The organism is Acinetobacter sichuanensis (assembly GCF_003024515.2).
Classification (GTDB): domain Bacteria; phylum Pseudomonadota; class Gammaproteobacteria; order Pseudomonadales; family Moraxellaceae; genus Acinetobacter; species Acinetobacter sichuanensis.
Window position 1 is genome coordinate 25,625 of record NZ_PYIX02000040.1, and the last position, 14,125, is coordinate 39,749.

The 14,125-nt window shown below is 34.0% G+C and carries 13 protein-coding genes and 2 pseudogenes; 7 read left to right on the forward strand and 8 right to left on the reverse strand.

The features are described 5' to 3' along the window. The first annotated feature begins 1 nt into the window (after position 1). The 3 genes from C9E89_RS17770 to C9E89_RS17780 all read left to right on the forward strand — a co-directional run bounded on the left by C9E89_RS17770 (position 2) and on the right by C9E89_RS17780 (position 3,372). On the forward strand, positions 2-1,264 hold the full coding sequence (locus C9E89_RS17770) for a cytochrome P450 (protein ID WP_107009673.1): 1,263 nt from the start codon (positions 2-4) through the stop codon (positions 1,262-1,264). 128 nt (positions 1,265-1,392) lie between these two features. Continuing rightward, positions 1,393-2,340 (forward strand): SphA family protein, encoded by a 948-nt coding sequence (locus C9E89_RS17775; RefSeq protein WP_107009674.1) that lies wholly within the window; start codon positions 1,393-1,395, stop codon positions 2,338-2,340. A gap of 288 nt (positions 2,341-2,628) precedes the next feature. Next, a complete protein-coding gene (locus C9E89_RS17780; RefSeq protein ID WP_107009675.1) occupies positions 2,629-3,372 on the forward strand; it encodes a GntR family transcriptional regulator in 744 nt (247 codons plus the stop codon). Positions 3,373-3,419: 47 nt separating this feature from the next. Here C9E89_RS17780 and C9E89_RS17785 read toward each other — a convergent pair whose 3' ends face one another. The 5 genes from C9E89_RS17785 to C9E89_RS17805 form a co-directional block, all read right to left on the reverse strand. Further along, positions 3,420-4,769, reverse strand: coding sequence for an MFS transporter (locus C9E89_RS17785; protein ID WP_107009676.1), 1,350 nt, complete (start codon positions 4,767-4,769; stop codon positions 3,420-3,422). A gap of 77 nt (positions 4,770-4,846) precedes the next feature. Beyond that, on the reverse strand, positions 4,847-5,548 hold the full coding sequence (locus tag C9E89_RS17790) for a fumarylacetoacetate hydrolase family protein (RefSeq protein WP_107009677.1): 702 nt from the start codon (positions 5,546-5,548) through the stop codon (positions 4,847-4,849). A 49-nt stretch (positions 5,549-5,597) separates the two neighbouring features. After that, entirely contained in the window at positions 5,598-6,239 is a 642-nt protein-coding gene (gene maiA, locus C9E89_RS17795; protein WP_107009678.1) for a maleylacetoacetate isomerase, read from the reverse strand. Further along, positions 6,236-7,456, reverse strand: a complete 1,221-nt coding sequence (locus C9E89_RS17800) for a 3-hydroxybenzoate 6-monooxygenase (RefSeq protein WP_107009679.1) — start codon at positions 7,454-7,456, stop codon at positions 6,236-6,238. The genes maiA and C9E89_RS17800 overlap by 4 nt, the downstream gene beginning before the upstream one ends. Before the next feature lie 22 nt (positions 7,457-7,478). Next, entirely contained in the window at positions 7,479-8,522 is a 1,044-nt protein-coding gene (locus C9E89_RS17805) for a cupin domain-containing protein (protein ID WP_107009680.1), read from the reverse strand. Between the two features lie 151 nt (positions 8,523-8,673). Between C9E89_RS17805 and C9E89_RS17810 the strand changes: the two genes are divergently transcribed. Continuing rightward, positions 8,674-9,567 (forward strand): LysR family transcriptional regulator, encoded by an 894-nt coding sequence (locus C9E89_RS17810; protein WP_107009681.1) that lies wholly within the window; start codon positions 8,674-8,676, stop codon positions 9,565-9,567. Between the two features lie 304 nt (positions 9,568-9,871). Then, positions 9,872-10,906, forward strand: coding sequence for a helix-turn-helix transcriptional regulator (locus tag C9E89_RS17815; protein ID WP_107009682.1), 1,035 nt, complete (start codon positions 9,872-9,874; stop codon positions 10,904-10,906). A 4-nt stretch (positions 10,907-10,910) separates the two neighbouring features. Here the strand turns inward: C9E89_RS17815 and C9E89_RS17820 are convergent, their stop codons facing one another. After that, positions 10,911-12,251 (reverse strand): hypothetical protein, encoded by a 1,341-nt coding sequence (locus C9E89_RS17820; protein WP_107009683.1) that lies wholly within the window; start codon positions 12,249-12,251, stop codon positions 10,911-10,913. Positions 12,252-12,464: 213 nt separating this feature from the next. Continuing rightward, positions 12,465-13,320, reverse strand: a pseudogene (locus C9E89_RS17825) (IS5 family transposase). A 151-nt stretch (positions 13,321-13,471) separates the two neighbouring features. Between C9E89_RS17825 and C9E89_RS17830 the strand changes: the two are divergent. Both C9E89_RS17830 and C9E89_RS17835 read left to right on the forward strand, forming a co-directional pair. After that, entirely contained in the window at positions 13,472-13,759 is a 288-nt protein-coding gene (locus C9E89_RS17830) for a contact-dependent growth inhibition system immunity protein (protein ID WP_107009684.1), read from the forward strand. 48 nt (positions 13,760-13,807) lie between these two features. Next, positions 13,808-14,011, forward strand: a complete 204-nt coding sequence (locus C9E89_RS17835) for a hypothetical protein (RefSeq protein ID WP_147305731.1) — start codon at positions 13,808-13,810, stop codon at positions 14,009-14,011. Here C9E89_RS17835 and C9E89_RS23865 read toward each other — a convergent pair. Further along, positions 13,978-14,097 (reverse strand): annotated as a pseudogene (locus tag C9E89_RS23865) (IS701 family transposase); the annotation flags it as partial. The gene C9E89_RS17835 and the pseudogene C9E89_RS23865 sit on opposite strands and share 34 nt — an antisense overlap. Between the last annotated feature and the right edge of the window lie 28 nt (positions 14,098-14,125).

Sequence of the window (14,125 nt, forward strand, 5' to 3'; positions counted from 1 at the left end):
TATGAACGGATGCCCTTTTCATCAAACTCCTCCAGAAGGATTTGACCCTTATAGTGAAGCTTATCTTAAAGACCCTGCTTTTATTTATCAAAATATCCGTGAAGAAAAACCAATTTTTTGGTTTGAACCACTTCAAGTGTGGATACTAACACAACGTAAAGATATTGATCGTGTGTTGATGGATAGTGAAACTTTTTCATGTAAGTCCAACGGCAATAGAATTGAAATTCCAGAGAAATATCAACACATCATAACCACAGAAATGATGTCTGAAATCCTCATCAGTATGGATGCACCTAAGCATACGCTTGCTCGAAAAGTAGCACAGCGTGGTTTTATGCGACCAAATATGCTCGCTTTAGCACCCGAAATTGAAGTACGAGCACATAAAATTTTAGATAAATTAGTGGAAGAATCAAAAAATTTAGATCGAGTAGAATTTCTTGAGGGCTATTGTCTTGAATTAACGACACAAACGCTTATGGCACTTTTGAATTTACCACAAAAAGAAGAGCATATGATGCGCCAACTTCGTGATGATTTTTTCAAAATTTTAGCAAGTGCCCGTGAACCGATGGTAGAACCTGAGTTTTCTCAAGTTTGGGATAGATATACCAAAGCACACCTTAAGCTTCGTGAGTTGGTCAAAGAGCGTCGAAATAGCAATAATTTAGATATAATTTCAGTGATGTCTTCAGCTAAAGAAGCTGATGGATCTCCCTCTTTATCTATCGAAAGAATAGCAACTCATCTTACAGAATTTGCTGCGGCAGGCACAGATACAACAGCTCAAGCCATGTGTAATGCCATCATTTTCCTTTCAGAAAATCCTGAACAATGTGCATTAGCGCAACAGGATCCAACTTTATGGTCAAAAGTATTTGAAGAAACAGTACGCCGTAGACCTTCTGCACCCTTTGCTTCACGTGTAGCAACAAAGGATACAGAAATAGCAGGTGTTACAATTAGTCAAGGTCAAGATGTGTGGTTAGCACTTGCAAGTGCCAATACGGATCCTTCTTTAGGCGATGACTTAATGGATTTTAATATTAAACGTGAACCACTGAATGAGCAAAGTCATTATTCATTTACCAAAGGTCGTCATACCTGTTTAGGCGCTCCATTAGGTCGTACACAAGGTACCATCGGTTTGAAAGTCGCTTATGAGAGATTACCTCATTTAAAATTAGCACCTGAAAATAAATCTGACTTTATGCCTTTAGCTATGTTGCCCATTCGTAGAACATTGTATGTGACATACTAAAGTTTTATCCGATAAATTGTGAAAATTTAAGGATTTTCAAATCAAGATATGGATTAGAAGATACCTTCTAATCCAACAATAAAAAATGGTCTAGGTATGGATCTTGAATCTTCCCATGGAGGGAAAATATGAAATATGTACGCATTTCAAAATCATTTATCATCTTTTTTTTAATGTGCCTCTTTCAACATAAAAGTATTGCTGCTGAGTCAGTGACACTATCTGGTCCTATTGGTGGAACTGATATTAATTCTGCAATTTTACCGCCATCAGGCAATTACATAACTGCAGTCGCTGCAGGCATTAATATTGATAAATGGTACGATAAAAATGGTAATGAAATTGATACTAAAGGTCATGTTGCAATTGGTGGAGTTGGAATTTTGCATGTTTATGAAAAAAAATTATTTGGAGGAAATATTGCTTCTTCTATCTTTACAGGTATTCAGGAATTATGCTTCGGTTTTGATCAAGAGCAATGTTCACGCGGCTTTCAAGATGTATATTCAGACGTATTTATGTGGAATAAACATTACGCAATAAGTAGCGAGGCAAATTCAATGACGAATGGACTGAGTATACTTACAGGTTTAGGACTAAATCTTCCATTAGGTGAATATACCAAATCTAAAAATGTAAACATTGGTTCTAACTATCTTACAATTTCACCAAATATTGGTTTGACCTATACATTTAAGAGCTTTTTGCCTCAAGCATTAGGAAATTCAGCCCAACTAAGTGGTCGATTATTTTATAATTACTATACAGAAAATAAAGATACAGACTATTTGACAGGATCAGTTTTAAATTTGGATTTTGCTGCAACACTCATCAAAAATAATTGGCAATATGGAATTGCAGGAAATACATTTAGTCAGTTAACAGATGATGAAATTAATGGGCAATCAATTAAGGATACCAAAGCTCAAGCATTAAATCTTGGACCTATTCTAGGATACAATTTTATCTATAAAAACAAAAATTATAGTGCCATGCTTAAAGCTCCAATTAATCTTTCAGGTGAAAATATTACCAAAGCACAAGGCTTAACTTTCCGAGTAAGCACTAATTTTTGATCCACTATAACGATATAAACAAACCTTCTGACTCTATATAGGAGGTTTGTTTTTGTACGAATAAAGGCTTAAATATTTTTTAGCAATATCATTTACAAACACAAAGTGTCTGATTTGATATATATAATTAATGTGATATCTAGTAAACCATACAGTCTTGTTATAGTTCAATGATTAAATCAAAGATGATAGATGACTCATTGCATACGATTAGTTAAAATTAGGTACTTGTTTACTGTGAAAGTTTAACTCAATATATAAATCATCTTTTTATTTACATTTTTATATATGTCTTCCGCACAAAAAGTCTTGTTAACACTTAGAAAAATGATTATTTCTGGCGAACTCGCTCCGGGTACGAGAATGGCTGAAATTCCAACTGCAGAAATGCTAGGTGGTGTCTCTCGTCAACCTGTCCGTTTAGCATTTCACTTATTAGAACAAGAAGGTCTTTTAATTAAAAATAAGACACGTGGATATTCTGTTAGAACACTTTCTGACAATATTGTCGATGAAACTTTGTCTATTAGGGCTGTTTTAGAAGGACATGCAGCGGCATTATTGGCAAAAAAAGGGTTAAATACCGAACAAAAAAAAATTTTATTAGAATGTATTACTGAAACGGATGGAATCTTTCATGATTTAGAATTTAGTGATGAACAACTAAAAACTTTTGAAAAGTATAATGAAATATTTCATGATACTATTTTAAATGGTTCTGGAAATAGCGCTTTAATTCAAATTTTAAACAAAACTAATCAACTACCAAAATTTTCTCGTAAAGAAACGGACTCACCATCACATCTACCTGTATTGATTAATCCGTCATGGAATCATGATAATGATATTTTGATGTCAGAATATCAGAGATTACATTACGCACATTTACAACATTGTTCAATCTTTGAAGCTTTACTGAATAAAGAAGCCAATCGAGCAGAAATGCTAATGAGAGAACATGCGAAAGTCACACTATTAGACAAAACAATCGCTAAAATTGCAGAACTGAATAAGAAAACAGTTCTAAAGTAAAAAATTCATTCAATGTTATACAAAACATTGAATGAATAAAATTTCAACTAGGCGATAGTATATTTTTCATGCTTTATTTTTTCTTTCATTTTATTCAGCATATAAATGCAAAATGCAGCAATAATTGCAGGTATAGCCAATAATGAAATAATTACAAAAGATGATAAATTGAGTGCCATAAGCCAACCACCTATAACTGAACCAATAATGGATCCTGAGCGACCTACAGCATTTGCCCAACTTACACCTGTGGCACGACACTGGGTAGGATAATAACTAGATGAAAAAGCATTCATGCCAACTTGTGCACCACTAATTCCCATACCTACCCCAAACATAGCCAAAAGTAATAGAGGTAAATATAAATTTTGAATACTTAAACCGAGTATGACTAAAAAGAATGCACCAAAGAGATATGCAATACTGAGCATTTTTGTCGAACCAATTTTATCCATAAAATAACCAATTACAATTGCGCCTACAGTTCCTCCTATTTGAAAAACTGAAGTCAACCATGATGCCGCTTTTATGTTATATCCATGATTATTTAAAATCGTTGGCATCCAACTTGAAATTAAATAAATGATTAATAGACTTAAAAAGAAAGAAGTCCAAATTAAAATCGTACCTAAGATATACTTTTTACCAAACAAATCACGTAATCCTGAATTTATTTTTTCTTCTTGTGTGGGAATCAGATGTGGAATATTTAAAGAATTTGGTAAAATTTGACGTAAAATTTTATCAATTTTTTCTTTACTTTTATTTTTTAATACTAAAAATCTCAATGATTCTGGTAGTAAAAAATAAATTAAAGGCATCACCATTAATGGCAAAATACCACCTAACATTAAGATACCTTTCCAACCAATAAATGATAAAAGATATGCAGCACTTAAACCTCCTATTGCTGAACCTAAGGTAAAACCACAAAACATTAAAGTAACTAAATTTGAACGGCGAGGTGTTGGACTATACTCAGATGTCAAAGAAATTGCATTTGGCATTGCTGCCCCTAAGCCTAAGCCTGTAACAAACCGCCAAATAATTAATGTATTTAAGTCTGAACTAAATGCTGAAAACATGCTCGCATGACCAAAAACAAAGATCGAACATACTAAAATGGTTTTTCGACCAAAACGATCACCTAGCGGGCCAAAGATAATAGCCCCTAACATTAAACCCAATAAACCTGCTCCAAATAAAGGTGCCAGATCAATTGCCTGTAATGACCAAGCACTTTTTAAAGCAGGTGCAATAAAACCAATTGAAGCTGTATCAAAACCATCTATTGCAACAACAATAAAACATAACCAAATAATTCTCTTTTGAATATTAGATAATGGATTTTCATCAATAAAACGTTGTACATCCATTGTATTTTGATGATTCTGCATATCAAATTCCTTTTATTTTTACTGTCCATTAAAAAAAAGATCATATTTTTTAAATATGATCTTTTTTAACCAGTCACTTAAACTATATTAATGTGGATTGGCGTTAAATTAGTGATTGTCGCTTCCATAACATCCCCACGTACGACTGCCCCGACACCTTCAGGTGTACCTGTAAAAATTAAATCCCCCGCCTTTAACTCAAATAATGTCGATAAATTCGCAATCGTTTCTGCAACTGACCAGATTAAATGACTAATATTACTTTGTTGTTTGGTGACTTCATTGACTGTTAAATGAATATTGGCATCATTTATTTCACCAATTTCAGCAATAGGATGAATTGGACCAATAGGTGCAGAAAAGTCAAAAGCTTTACCCACTTCCCATGGTCGACCTTTTTCACGCATTGCCATTTGCAGATCACGACGAGTCATATCTAATCCGACTGCATAGCCATAGATGTAGTTCACAGCATCTTCGACAGAAACATTTTTAGCATCTTTAGCTATCGCAACCACTAATTCAACTTCATAATGATAGTTTTCAGTGAGTGCTGGATATGGAATATCAACAGGATCACGATCAACAGGAATAATCGATTGCAAATCATTCGGTTTGCAAAAGAAAAATGGTGGCTCACGGTCTGGATCAAAGCCCATTTCACGTGCATGTGCTGCATAATTTCGACCTACACAATATACACGGCGTACTGGAAATTTTTGTTCAGAACCATGAATAAATAAGCCAGTCGTCTGCATTGGCTGAAAAATAAATGACATAATAAAATCCTTTCTCTATTTTTAAATAACTAAATACTTCAATAACACGTTAAATTGCATCGGCTTGATTTTCTGGCGCTGCTTTTTGGAATGCCTCCAAAGTCATACAATGTTGATAAATTTCATTAATTTTTGGATAAATATTGAGATCAACTTTAAAACGTTGGGCTGAAACGACCTGAGGAATAAGATAAACATCAGCTAATGTCGGTGCTGATCCATAACAGAATTTCGTTCGTTGAGAATCCTGTTCTAATATTTTTTCTAAGGCAGAAAAGCCTGCATGAATCCATTTCGCACACCATTCATTGATTTGTATTTCATTGAGCCCTAAGTTCAAACGTAAATGCTCTAATACTCGTTTGTTATTTAGAGGATGTATATCACAAGCAATCAACGCTGCTATTGCTCGAACTTTTGCTTGAGCCAAAACATCATTTGGTAAAAGTGCAGGTTGAGGATATTGCTGTTCTAACCATTCTAAAATTGCAGGACTTTGGATGAGTAATTTGCTCTCATCTATTTCTAAAGTCGGTAAAAAACCTTGTGGATGCAATGCTTGATATTCGGCTTGATGATGCTCATTTTTAGCCAGAGAAATAAAATGTGTCTGATAATTTAAGCCTTTTAAATTAAGGGCAATGCGAACACGATGTGAAGTGCTACTACGAAAAAAACTATAAAGTTTCATGCGATATTCTCCTGATAATTTTTCACGGCATCAAGACAATTATTGACATTCCAGCCATATAACCATTCCATTGCATCATAAAAACGTTCGGTAGAACGACCACGCCATAAATCATTACGCACTAAACGTTGTACGCCTTTGGCATGATAAATTTTTCCCATTTCACGGGAAGATAAAACAATACGAGCTGTTCGAGCGACTCTTGCTTTTTGATACATATCAAATGCTTTTAAAATATCATGCTGAGTCACACGTAATGCTTCAGCTAAAGTGACTGCATCTTCCATTGCCATACATGCACCTTGTGCCATGTATTGCGTAGTGGGATGTGCTGCATCACCTAATAATGTAATACGTCCATAAGTCCATGTGTCGATAGGCTCACGGTCAGCCGTTGCCCAACGTCGCCAACTTTTGGGTAGCTCTAGTAATTGTCGTGCCTTTGGACATATACCTTGGAAGTATGAAAGAACTTCTTCTTTACAACCGTCTTTAACGCCCCATTCTTCTTGTTCACGACTATGGAAAGTGACGACGACATTATATTCTTTACCACCACGCAGGGGGTAATGCACCAAATGACAATTGGGTCCAACCCAAATACTGGCTGCATTCCATTTTAAATCTTCGGGAAATTCATTTTCAGGCACAACTGCACGATAAACCACATGTCCTGTCACTAAAGCAGGATCACCAACAAAGGTCTCACGTACAATAGATTTTACGCCATCAGCACCAATCAAAGCTTGACCATAATATTGCTTGCCATGTTGATCTGTAATACAAACACTTGTTTCATCTTGTTCAACTTTTTTAATTAAACAATTGGTGAAAATTTCCAAGTTTCCATATTGCTTTGCACCTTCAACCAATGAGCTATGAATATCTGCACGATGAATCACTGCATATGGATTTGCAAAACGAGTACGAAATTTTTCATCAGTGGCAATTTTTCCTACCTGATATTCATCAATCGCATCATGCATGACCATAAAATCAGTATAGACAGCTTTTGCTCGGGCAATTTCCCCAATACCCAGTGCATCAAAGGCATGAAAGGCGTTGGGACCTAATTGAATTCCTGCACCAATTTCACCAATTTCAGGTGCTTGCTCGAAAACCTGTACGCTAAATCCTAATTTTGCTAAAGCTAAAGCTGCTGCAAACCCGCCGATTCCACCACCTGCAATTAATATAGGTTGTTCTTTATTTTCCATAATTTATATCCTTATAAATTTTTTAAAATGCGTGCCGTTCACGTACAGAATACACCCCCAATTTACGCTGTAAGGGTGCTTCATCTGCGATGAAGATATAACAGGCATGATCTGAAGTATTGATTAAATCAATATGACTAAAACATGCGGCACAGCTTGTATCTGCTTTATTGAGCTGAAAATTTTGATCATCAATTTTGATATTGATTTGCCCATCAATAATATGAAAAACTTGTGCAACTGAACGTGATGGTAATTTTACAGTTTCATTTGGACGTACCATCAATGCTGAATAACCTATAATGTTTTGACAGTCTTTGCCTGTTTCAGGATTAATGTAGCTAACTTGAATGGGTCCTTGATATTGAGAATCTTGTGCTAAATCATGTAAAACTTTTTGAGTATCTTTCCATGCATAACGCATCATCGGATAAGCACTATTCTCACGAATAAAATAAGGCGTTGCTGCAATACCTTTGCCATAATAATGCGCATGCCCTGCGCTATTTACGTTTTGTAGGTCTCCACCTTCTACATAAGAAGCTTCCATGTAATACATCAAAGGTAAATCCAGTACATCAAGCCAAATTACAGGATCATCGCCATCATGTCCGTGTTCATGCCACAAACCTGAAGGAGTAAGAATTAAATCTCCATGTTCCATCATGCATTTTTGACCATCAACTGTTGTATAGGCTCCTTCGCCTTCCACAATGAGACGTACTGCATTTGGGGTGTGACGATGGGATGGTGCCCATTCTTTTGGCAGTAAAAGTTGCATTCCAAGATAAATAACTGAACTGGCTTTCATATTTTCTAAGCCATGTCCAGGATTTGCTAAAACCAATACACGACGCTCAGCTTTTTCAATTGGCGTTAACTCGCCTGCTTCTAACAGCAGCGGCTTTATATCTTTAAAATACCAAGTTGTTGTCACTGTCTGCGGCATGGGTTGGTGTGGAGGCAACACATTGCGTAAACTTGGCCACAAAGGGACTAAATTTGATTTTTCTAACTCACCTAAATAACGTGTTGGCAAATCAGCCAAAGTTGCTAATTCTTCCATTGCAAAATCCTCTTTTATTACCCATCTATCTAAACGGATCTAGATCAATCAGGTTATGTTCCTTGATTTGCAATGTAACAAGCGAAAACTGTTGAATCTATGCACAAAAAACAATAGGCTGTATTGATAATATCAATACAAGGATAGTGTGATGCATGATTTAGATACTCGGCTTTTAAAAATTTTCTTTGAAATTTATCAACAAAATAGTGTTTCCAAAGCAGCCGAACAATTAGATATTGGACAACCAACATTAAGCATTGCGCTCAATAAATTAAGAGAACATTTTCGAGATCCATTATTTGTTCGAATTGAAAATAAAATGCAACCAACTGAATTATCGAAAAAAATATTTCCATTGGTCTTTGAGATTTTAAACCGTTTAAAGCAAGTACAAAATTATAATTTGGACTTTGATCCTCGTACTTCAAACTATCATTTTAAAATTAGTATGACTGATATTAGCCATCTGATTATTTTACCAAAATTAATTCATTATTTACGTCAACATGCACCGAATGTTCGTTTAGAAACTGTGCCTATAGATAGTCATACGCCAATGCTAATGTCAGATGGAGAATTAGATTTAGCAATTGGATTTTTACCGCAACTAGAAGCAGGATTTTATCAACAGACTTTATTTCAACAACATTACACCTGTATCACGAGTTCTGAACATCCAAGATTAATCGGACACGCCATTTCAGATCGTGAGTTTCGACAAGAATTACATATTGATATTTTTGCAACAGGTGGACATTATTTACTTGAATATGAACTACAAAAACTTGGTGTACAACGTGATATTTTAATTCGCTTACCCAATTATTTAGGTGTTGGGCTCATGGTACAAAATACGGATGCAATTGCTACAATTCCTTATTCTTTAAGTCAAGTTTTATATCAACAAGGAGGTATTAAAGTATTAAAACCACCGTATATCCTTCCTACTTATAGTGTAAAACAGCATTGGCATTCACGAAAACACCAAACCCCAAGTAATCAATGGCTTAGACAAGTATGTTTTCAGTTGTTTTCAAAATAACTTGATGCATTATTTTATATTATCTTCAGGTTTTTTTAGAATTTTTCATCATATAAAGATTTAGTCCATGCTCATTTGCAGTTGGAGTAAATCTTTAAATAAGTTTTAATATCTATTCTTTGATGATCTTCCTCTCTAACTTATTTAAAATTCACATATATTAAAAAATTGAGTATTCAAAACTAAAAATTGACTACTGAGTATTTTATAAAACTTTTATATTCATCATTATTTGTTACTCTCATTTAAAATCAATTGACTATCTAATCATTAGTTGCATGCAAGAAAATATAATGGGTTTTTTATGAAAAAAAAGGAGTTTAGTGTTCATAAACATGTTGTTAACAATAATAGGATGGGATTACGTTTATGGGCATCACAAAACGATAAAATCCATATTTATGATACTGCTGCTCAAACATGGTGTAATCTAGACCATTTTAGTGGTGATCGTATTCCACTTAAAATAGTAACGAAGGAATATAAAGATATTTCCTGTATTGCAAATGAATCCAATCTAGGCTTAAAAGTAGTTCAAGCTTCAAGTCTAAAAAAATCTCCTTTTTATAATGTATTAACACTTGCTTTAAGCCCAATACTTTCTGTTGATATTGAAATACCTAAAATATTAGTATTACGATTAGCAAGTCGTTATTTTGGAATTATGACTGAAATAGTGACAATCCACTGTCAAGAGTTGAATGATTCAATTGTTATTCGTTTTAATCCAAATCTTCCTGATCAAGTGAGTTATCATCAAATAGAAGGCGCAATGTTTGGATTTACTCGACTAATTGGAAACTTGATCCATCAATGGCCTAATCGAGTTCAATTTACCCATACTCCTAAAACAATAAATAATAAAATTTATCAAGATTTCTTTCATTGTTCACCTGTATTTAAGCAATCCAAAAACCAATTAAACTATCGTATTTCTAAAAGCACTTATGGATTAAATTATCCTTTGCTCATCAATCCAATTATTTATGCTCTGAGAAAGCAATTTCCAGATATGTCTTTAGCACAAGTGATTAGTATCCTATTACAGGTTACTTTAGGTTTTGTTTCCCCTACAAGACAAAATATTGCCAATGCTTTAAGTATTAGTGTTCGAACATTACAGCGTCGTTTAACTGAAGAAGGACATACTTTCAATGAACTATTACTAAAAATTAGAAAAAAACTTGTGATGGAATACTTAAACTATCAGTACTTTACGGTTGAACAAATCAGTATATTTTTAGGGTATAAAGCTAAAAGTCAATTTTTAAAGGCATTTCGTCTTTGGTTTGGAATTACTCCAAAAGAATATAGGGCAAAAATGAATTCTGCCCTATAATCTATTACATTTTTTGAGAAGGATCACAACCTAAAGCTTCAAATTCTTCTTTAGTATAATAAGTCGCATCTGGCAAGTAGTCCCTCATAATCTGACTTTCATCACCAGGTGTTTGTGTATTTTGAATAGCATTATAGAAGTTGCTAGAAGGCAGCATATTTCGAACAATTAAACGACCATCAGTTTCATGATCTTGACGCCCCTTAACAATCGAAAAACCATCTCCCTTATCAGACCATTCTAAATAACCAACACCACACTCTTCAGTCGCATTTTTTGGACGATCTTTTGGTAAACTTGTAACAATAGTGTATTTGCCATCAGTATTGATATTGATTTCCTCATCAAATAAACAAGATGTCACTTTTTGAGAATAGAACTCATTTTGACAGATTGACCAATATCGAAGTTGAGTATTTTTACTATGCAAGTATTCTTCACCATTCACTGTTTTTGGTACAGTTGGTATTTTCCCTCGTATCACTACTACTGGTTTAATATTTCGATCGATTGAGGATGCGATATATTGATTATCACGATTAGCATAATAAGCGATTCCTTTGATAGGATTGGTATCACATATACCCAAAAAATCACATTGTAAACTGAAAGCTATAGAATAGGATGCACGCCATACAGGTTTTTCTTTAGCTGGATTAAACTGTCTAGCTTTGGCATATGTATCAGCTGGAATTAATGGAATCGTTAGTTTTTTATTTGAAGCATTTAATGCTTTACAAGCAGCTTCTCCTGTCAATACTTCACCTTGCCTTGTTGTTAATTCTACTTGAGGAAACTTGACGCCTCCCTTCATATTTTTGCCTTTATTAGGCACATATACTCTATATAGTAAAACTGCTGATTCATTATTTTGAGTAGCATCATAAATAGTATTTATAGCACGACCATTAGACGGAGCTTTGCCTGATGCTAAATTTAGCGTATAAGCACGATTTTGATGATTTCTTAAATTACCATCAACAAATGGATTAATGCTATTTTTATCTGGAATAATTGCTCCATCATTAATTGAATCGGCAGGTGTAGTATCTGTATTATAGCTATTAATAGACATATAACGTGCGTAAGGAAAATCCCCTTTTAATCTTAAAATAGCACCTTCTGGCAAGGTATATTTTGCACTCCAATATGTACTACCTGTATCAGGATATGCAAAATTTGTTTCTGGATCGGAAATAACATAAGGACCTTGCCAAAAACAGTCATTTTTTATATCGTCTGGAGTCTCTTGATTAATTACCACCATATTTTTTTCATTTTTACAAGCACTTAGCCCTATACTAATTAAGCATATACTTGCAACTAAATTTAAAATTTTATACATATGTCCTCCTGACATTACTGTTATTTGCTTCGTTATACTAGGTGAAATTCAAATAAAAATAAGGTCGCAATTCGAGACAAAAATATTTCTATATAAACTTTAATCCATAATTTATTCCCTAAAAACTAGTATTTGATTTAGTGTTCTTTTATATCAACAAGGCTTTGTTGCACAAACATTCAAAAGCTAAACTTTCCCCCAAGTTATCCAAATTTAAGTGACAACTTGGGTATGAGGTCGGCCCAACTCCGTAAATTTATTTAATACTGCTACATGTGCATGCATCTCATTGACTTGGCTTTGGAAGTTTCTCGAACTGAGTTTATCTCCTAATAATTTGATGCAATGCATCTTGGTTTCAACCAAACTTCGGCGATGATAGCCTGACCATTTTTTCCATAGTGTCCTACCTAAACGTTTAACTGTTCGAAGTAATTCATTTCGCTCTAGCGAGCTGGTCTTTGTATCTTTCCAAGGTTTCGCATTTTTCTTGGTGGAAGCACCGCATGCGCTTGTCGCTCTGCGATGAACTGACGGCATTGCTTGGTGTCATAAGCCCCATCAGTATAGACGGAGTCAATCTGTTCTTCTTGTGGAATCTGATTCAGTAAATCGCCAAGCACCTGTGAATCACTCACATTGTTGGTTGTGAGCTGAATAGCACGTATTTGAAGGGTTTCAGATCGATACCAATATGTAATTTACGCCATTGGCGACGATATTCAGGCTGATGTTTCTTACGTTTCCATTCGCCTTCACCTAAAAACTTTAAGCCAGTAGAATCAACAAGTAGATGGAGACCATTACTGCTTTTTTGATAGTTAATTGCAATATCAATATACTTTTGTCTTCTACAAATAGTGGAATAATCTGGGGCTGTCCAATCTAATCTATAAAGATGAATGAGACTTTGAACAAAGCCTATGACCAGACGGAATAGAGATTTAATCATCAGACAGCATTGGATAGCAACATCAGAATAGATTTGATTTCGACCATGTTTGCCTTTTGATTGAGCGTACCATTGAGTTTTGGGATCAAACCAAATAGAAATATTTCCTCGATTTATTAATGCTCTGTTATAAGAAGACCAATTGGTTGTACGATAGATTTTAGGTGTGGGCTTATTCATTTGAGAATTATAATGTTGAATAAGCTTTTAATGGTAGGTTTGTGCAACAAAGCCATTTTAATTTCACATCCAAAATAGGAATTAATTAATGATAAATAGCTTTGAAAGTAATTTCCCTCAAATGTATCAATTTCTTGGTGCATGGTTTAGTGATTTAGATTATGAAGACCTTACATATAAGGAGGTAGTAAAAAATTATAAAAAGGCAGCAAAAAGTCAGGAGATAGACTTATTAAAATTAGAGTTTAAAGAAATTTTAACAAAAAAAACAATTGATTATAAATATATATCTCATCTATCAAACATATATTTTGAAGATGAGACTGATTTATTGAAATGGCTAAATGAAATATTTGTTTATTTAGAAAAAGAATAGGTCTCTTTAATAAGTGTCCACATTCTTAATTTTATAGAGTAAATGGAAATGCAACCCCAAGATATTATTTTTGATGAAGATTTAATGTTATCAAATGTCAAAATTGCGGAGCAAAAAGCACCCTTATTTTTAGCATTATCAGATGATTTAAATCTAGCTGAAGAAATCATAAGTAATAATTTTAAAAATAAAATTATTACATTTATAGGACTTACGCACTATGATTTTTGCAACTTTTGTGGCAGAAGATGATTTTTATCTAAAATAAAACCATCAATAAAACTTTTAATGATGGGTCGAAATAAACTCTTCCGCCATTGATATATATTCATAAAAACATCATTCCATTAGGTCTTTTGAATCTGT

Bases quoted from the DNA above. Each gene is read 5' to 3' on its own strand.
- C9E89_RS17780 (WP_107009675.1), top strand. From the start codon at position 2,629: ATGTCTTCCGCACAAAAAGTCTTGTTAACACTTAGAAAAATGATTATT.
- C9E89_RS17790 (WP_107009677.1), bottom strand. From the start codon at position 5,548: ATGTCATTTATTTTTCAGCCAATGCAGACGACTGGCTTATTTATTCAT.
- C9E89_RS17805 (WP_107009680.1), bottom strand. From the start codon at position 8,522: ATGGAAGAATTAGCAACTTTGGCTGATTTGCCAACACGTTATTTAGGT.
- C9E89_RS17785 (WP_107009676.1), bottom strand. From the start codon at position 4,769: ATGCAGAATCATCAAAATACAATGGATGTACAACGTTTTATTGATGAA.
- C9E89_RS17770 (WP_107009673.1), top strand. From the start codon at position 2: ATGAACGGATGCCCTTTTCATCAAACTCCTCCAGAAGGATTTGACCCT.
- C9E89_RS17835 (WP_147305731.1), top strand. From the start codon at position 13,808: ATGCAACCCCAAGATATTATTTTTGATGAAGATTTAATGTTATCAAAT.
- C9E89_RS17775 (WP_107009674.1), top strand. From the start codon at position 1,393: ATGAAATATGTACGCATTTCAAAATCATTTATCATCTTTTTTTTAATG.
- maiA (WP_107009678.1), bottom strand. From the start codon at position 6,239: ATGAAACTTTATAGTTTTTTTCGTAGTAGCACTTCACATCGTGTTCGC.
- C9E89_RS17830 (WP_107009684.1), top strand. From the start codon at position 13,472: ATGATAAATAGCTTTGAAAGTAATTTCCCTCAAATGTATCAATTTCTT.
- C9E89_RS17800 (WP_107009679.1), bottom strand. From the start codon at position 7,456: ATGGAAAATAAAGAACAACCTATATTAATTGCAGGTGGTGGAATCGGC.
- C9E89_RS17810 (WP_107009681.1), top strand. From the start codon at position 8,674: ATGCATGATTTAGATACTCGGCTTTTAAAAATTTTCTTTGAAATTTAT.
- C9E89_RS17820 (WP_107009683.1), bottom strand. From the start codon at position 12,251: ATGTATAAAATTTTAAATTTAGTTGCAAGTATATGCTTAATTAGTATA.
- C9E89_RS17815 (WP_107009682.1), top strand. From the start codon at position 9,872: ATGAAAAAAAAGGAGTTTAGTGTTCATAAACATGTTGTTAACAATAAT.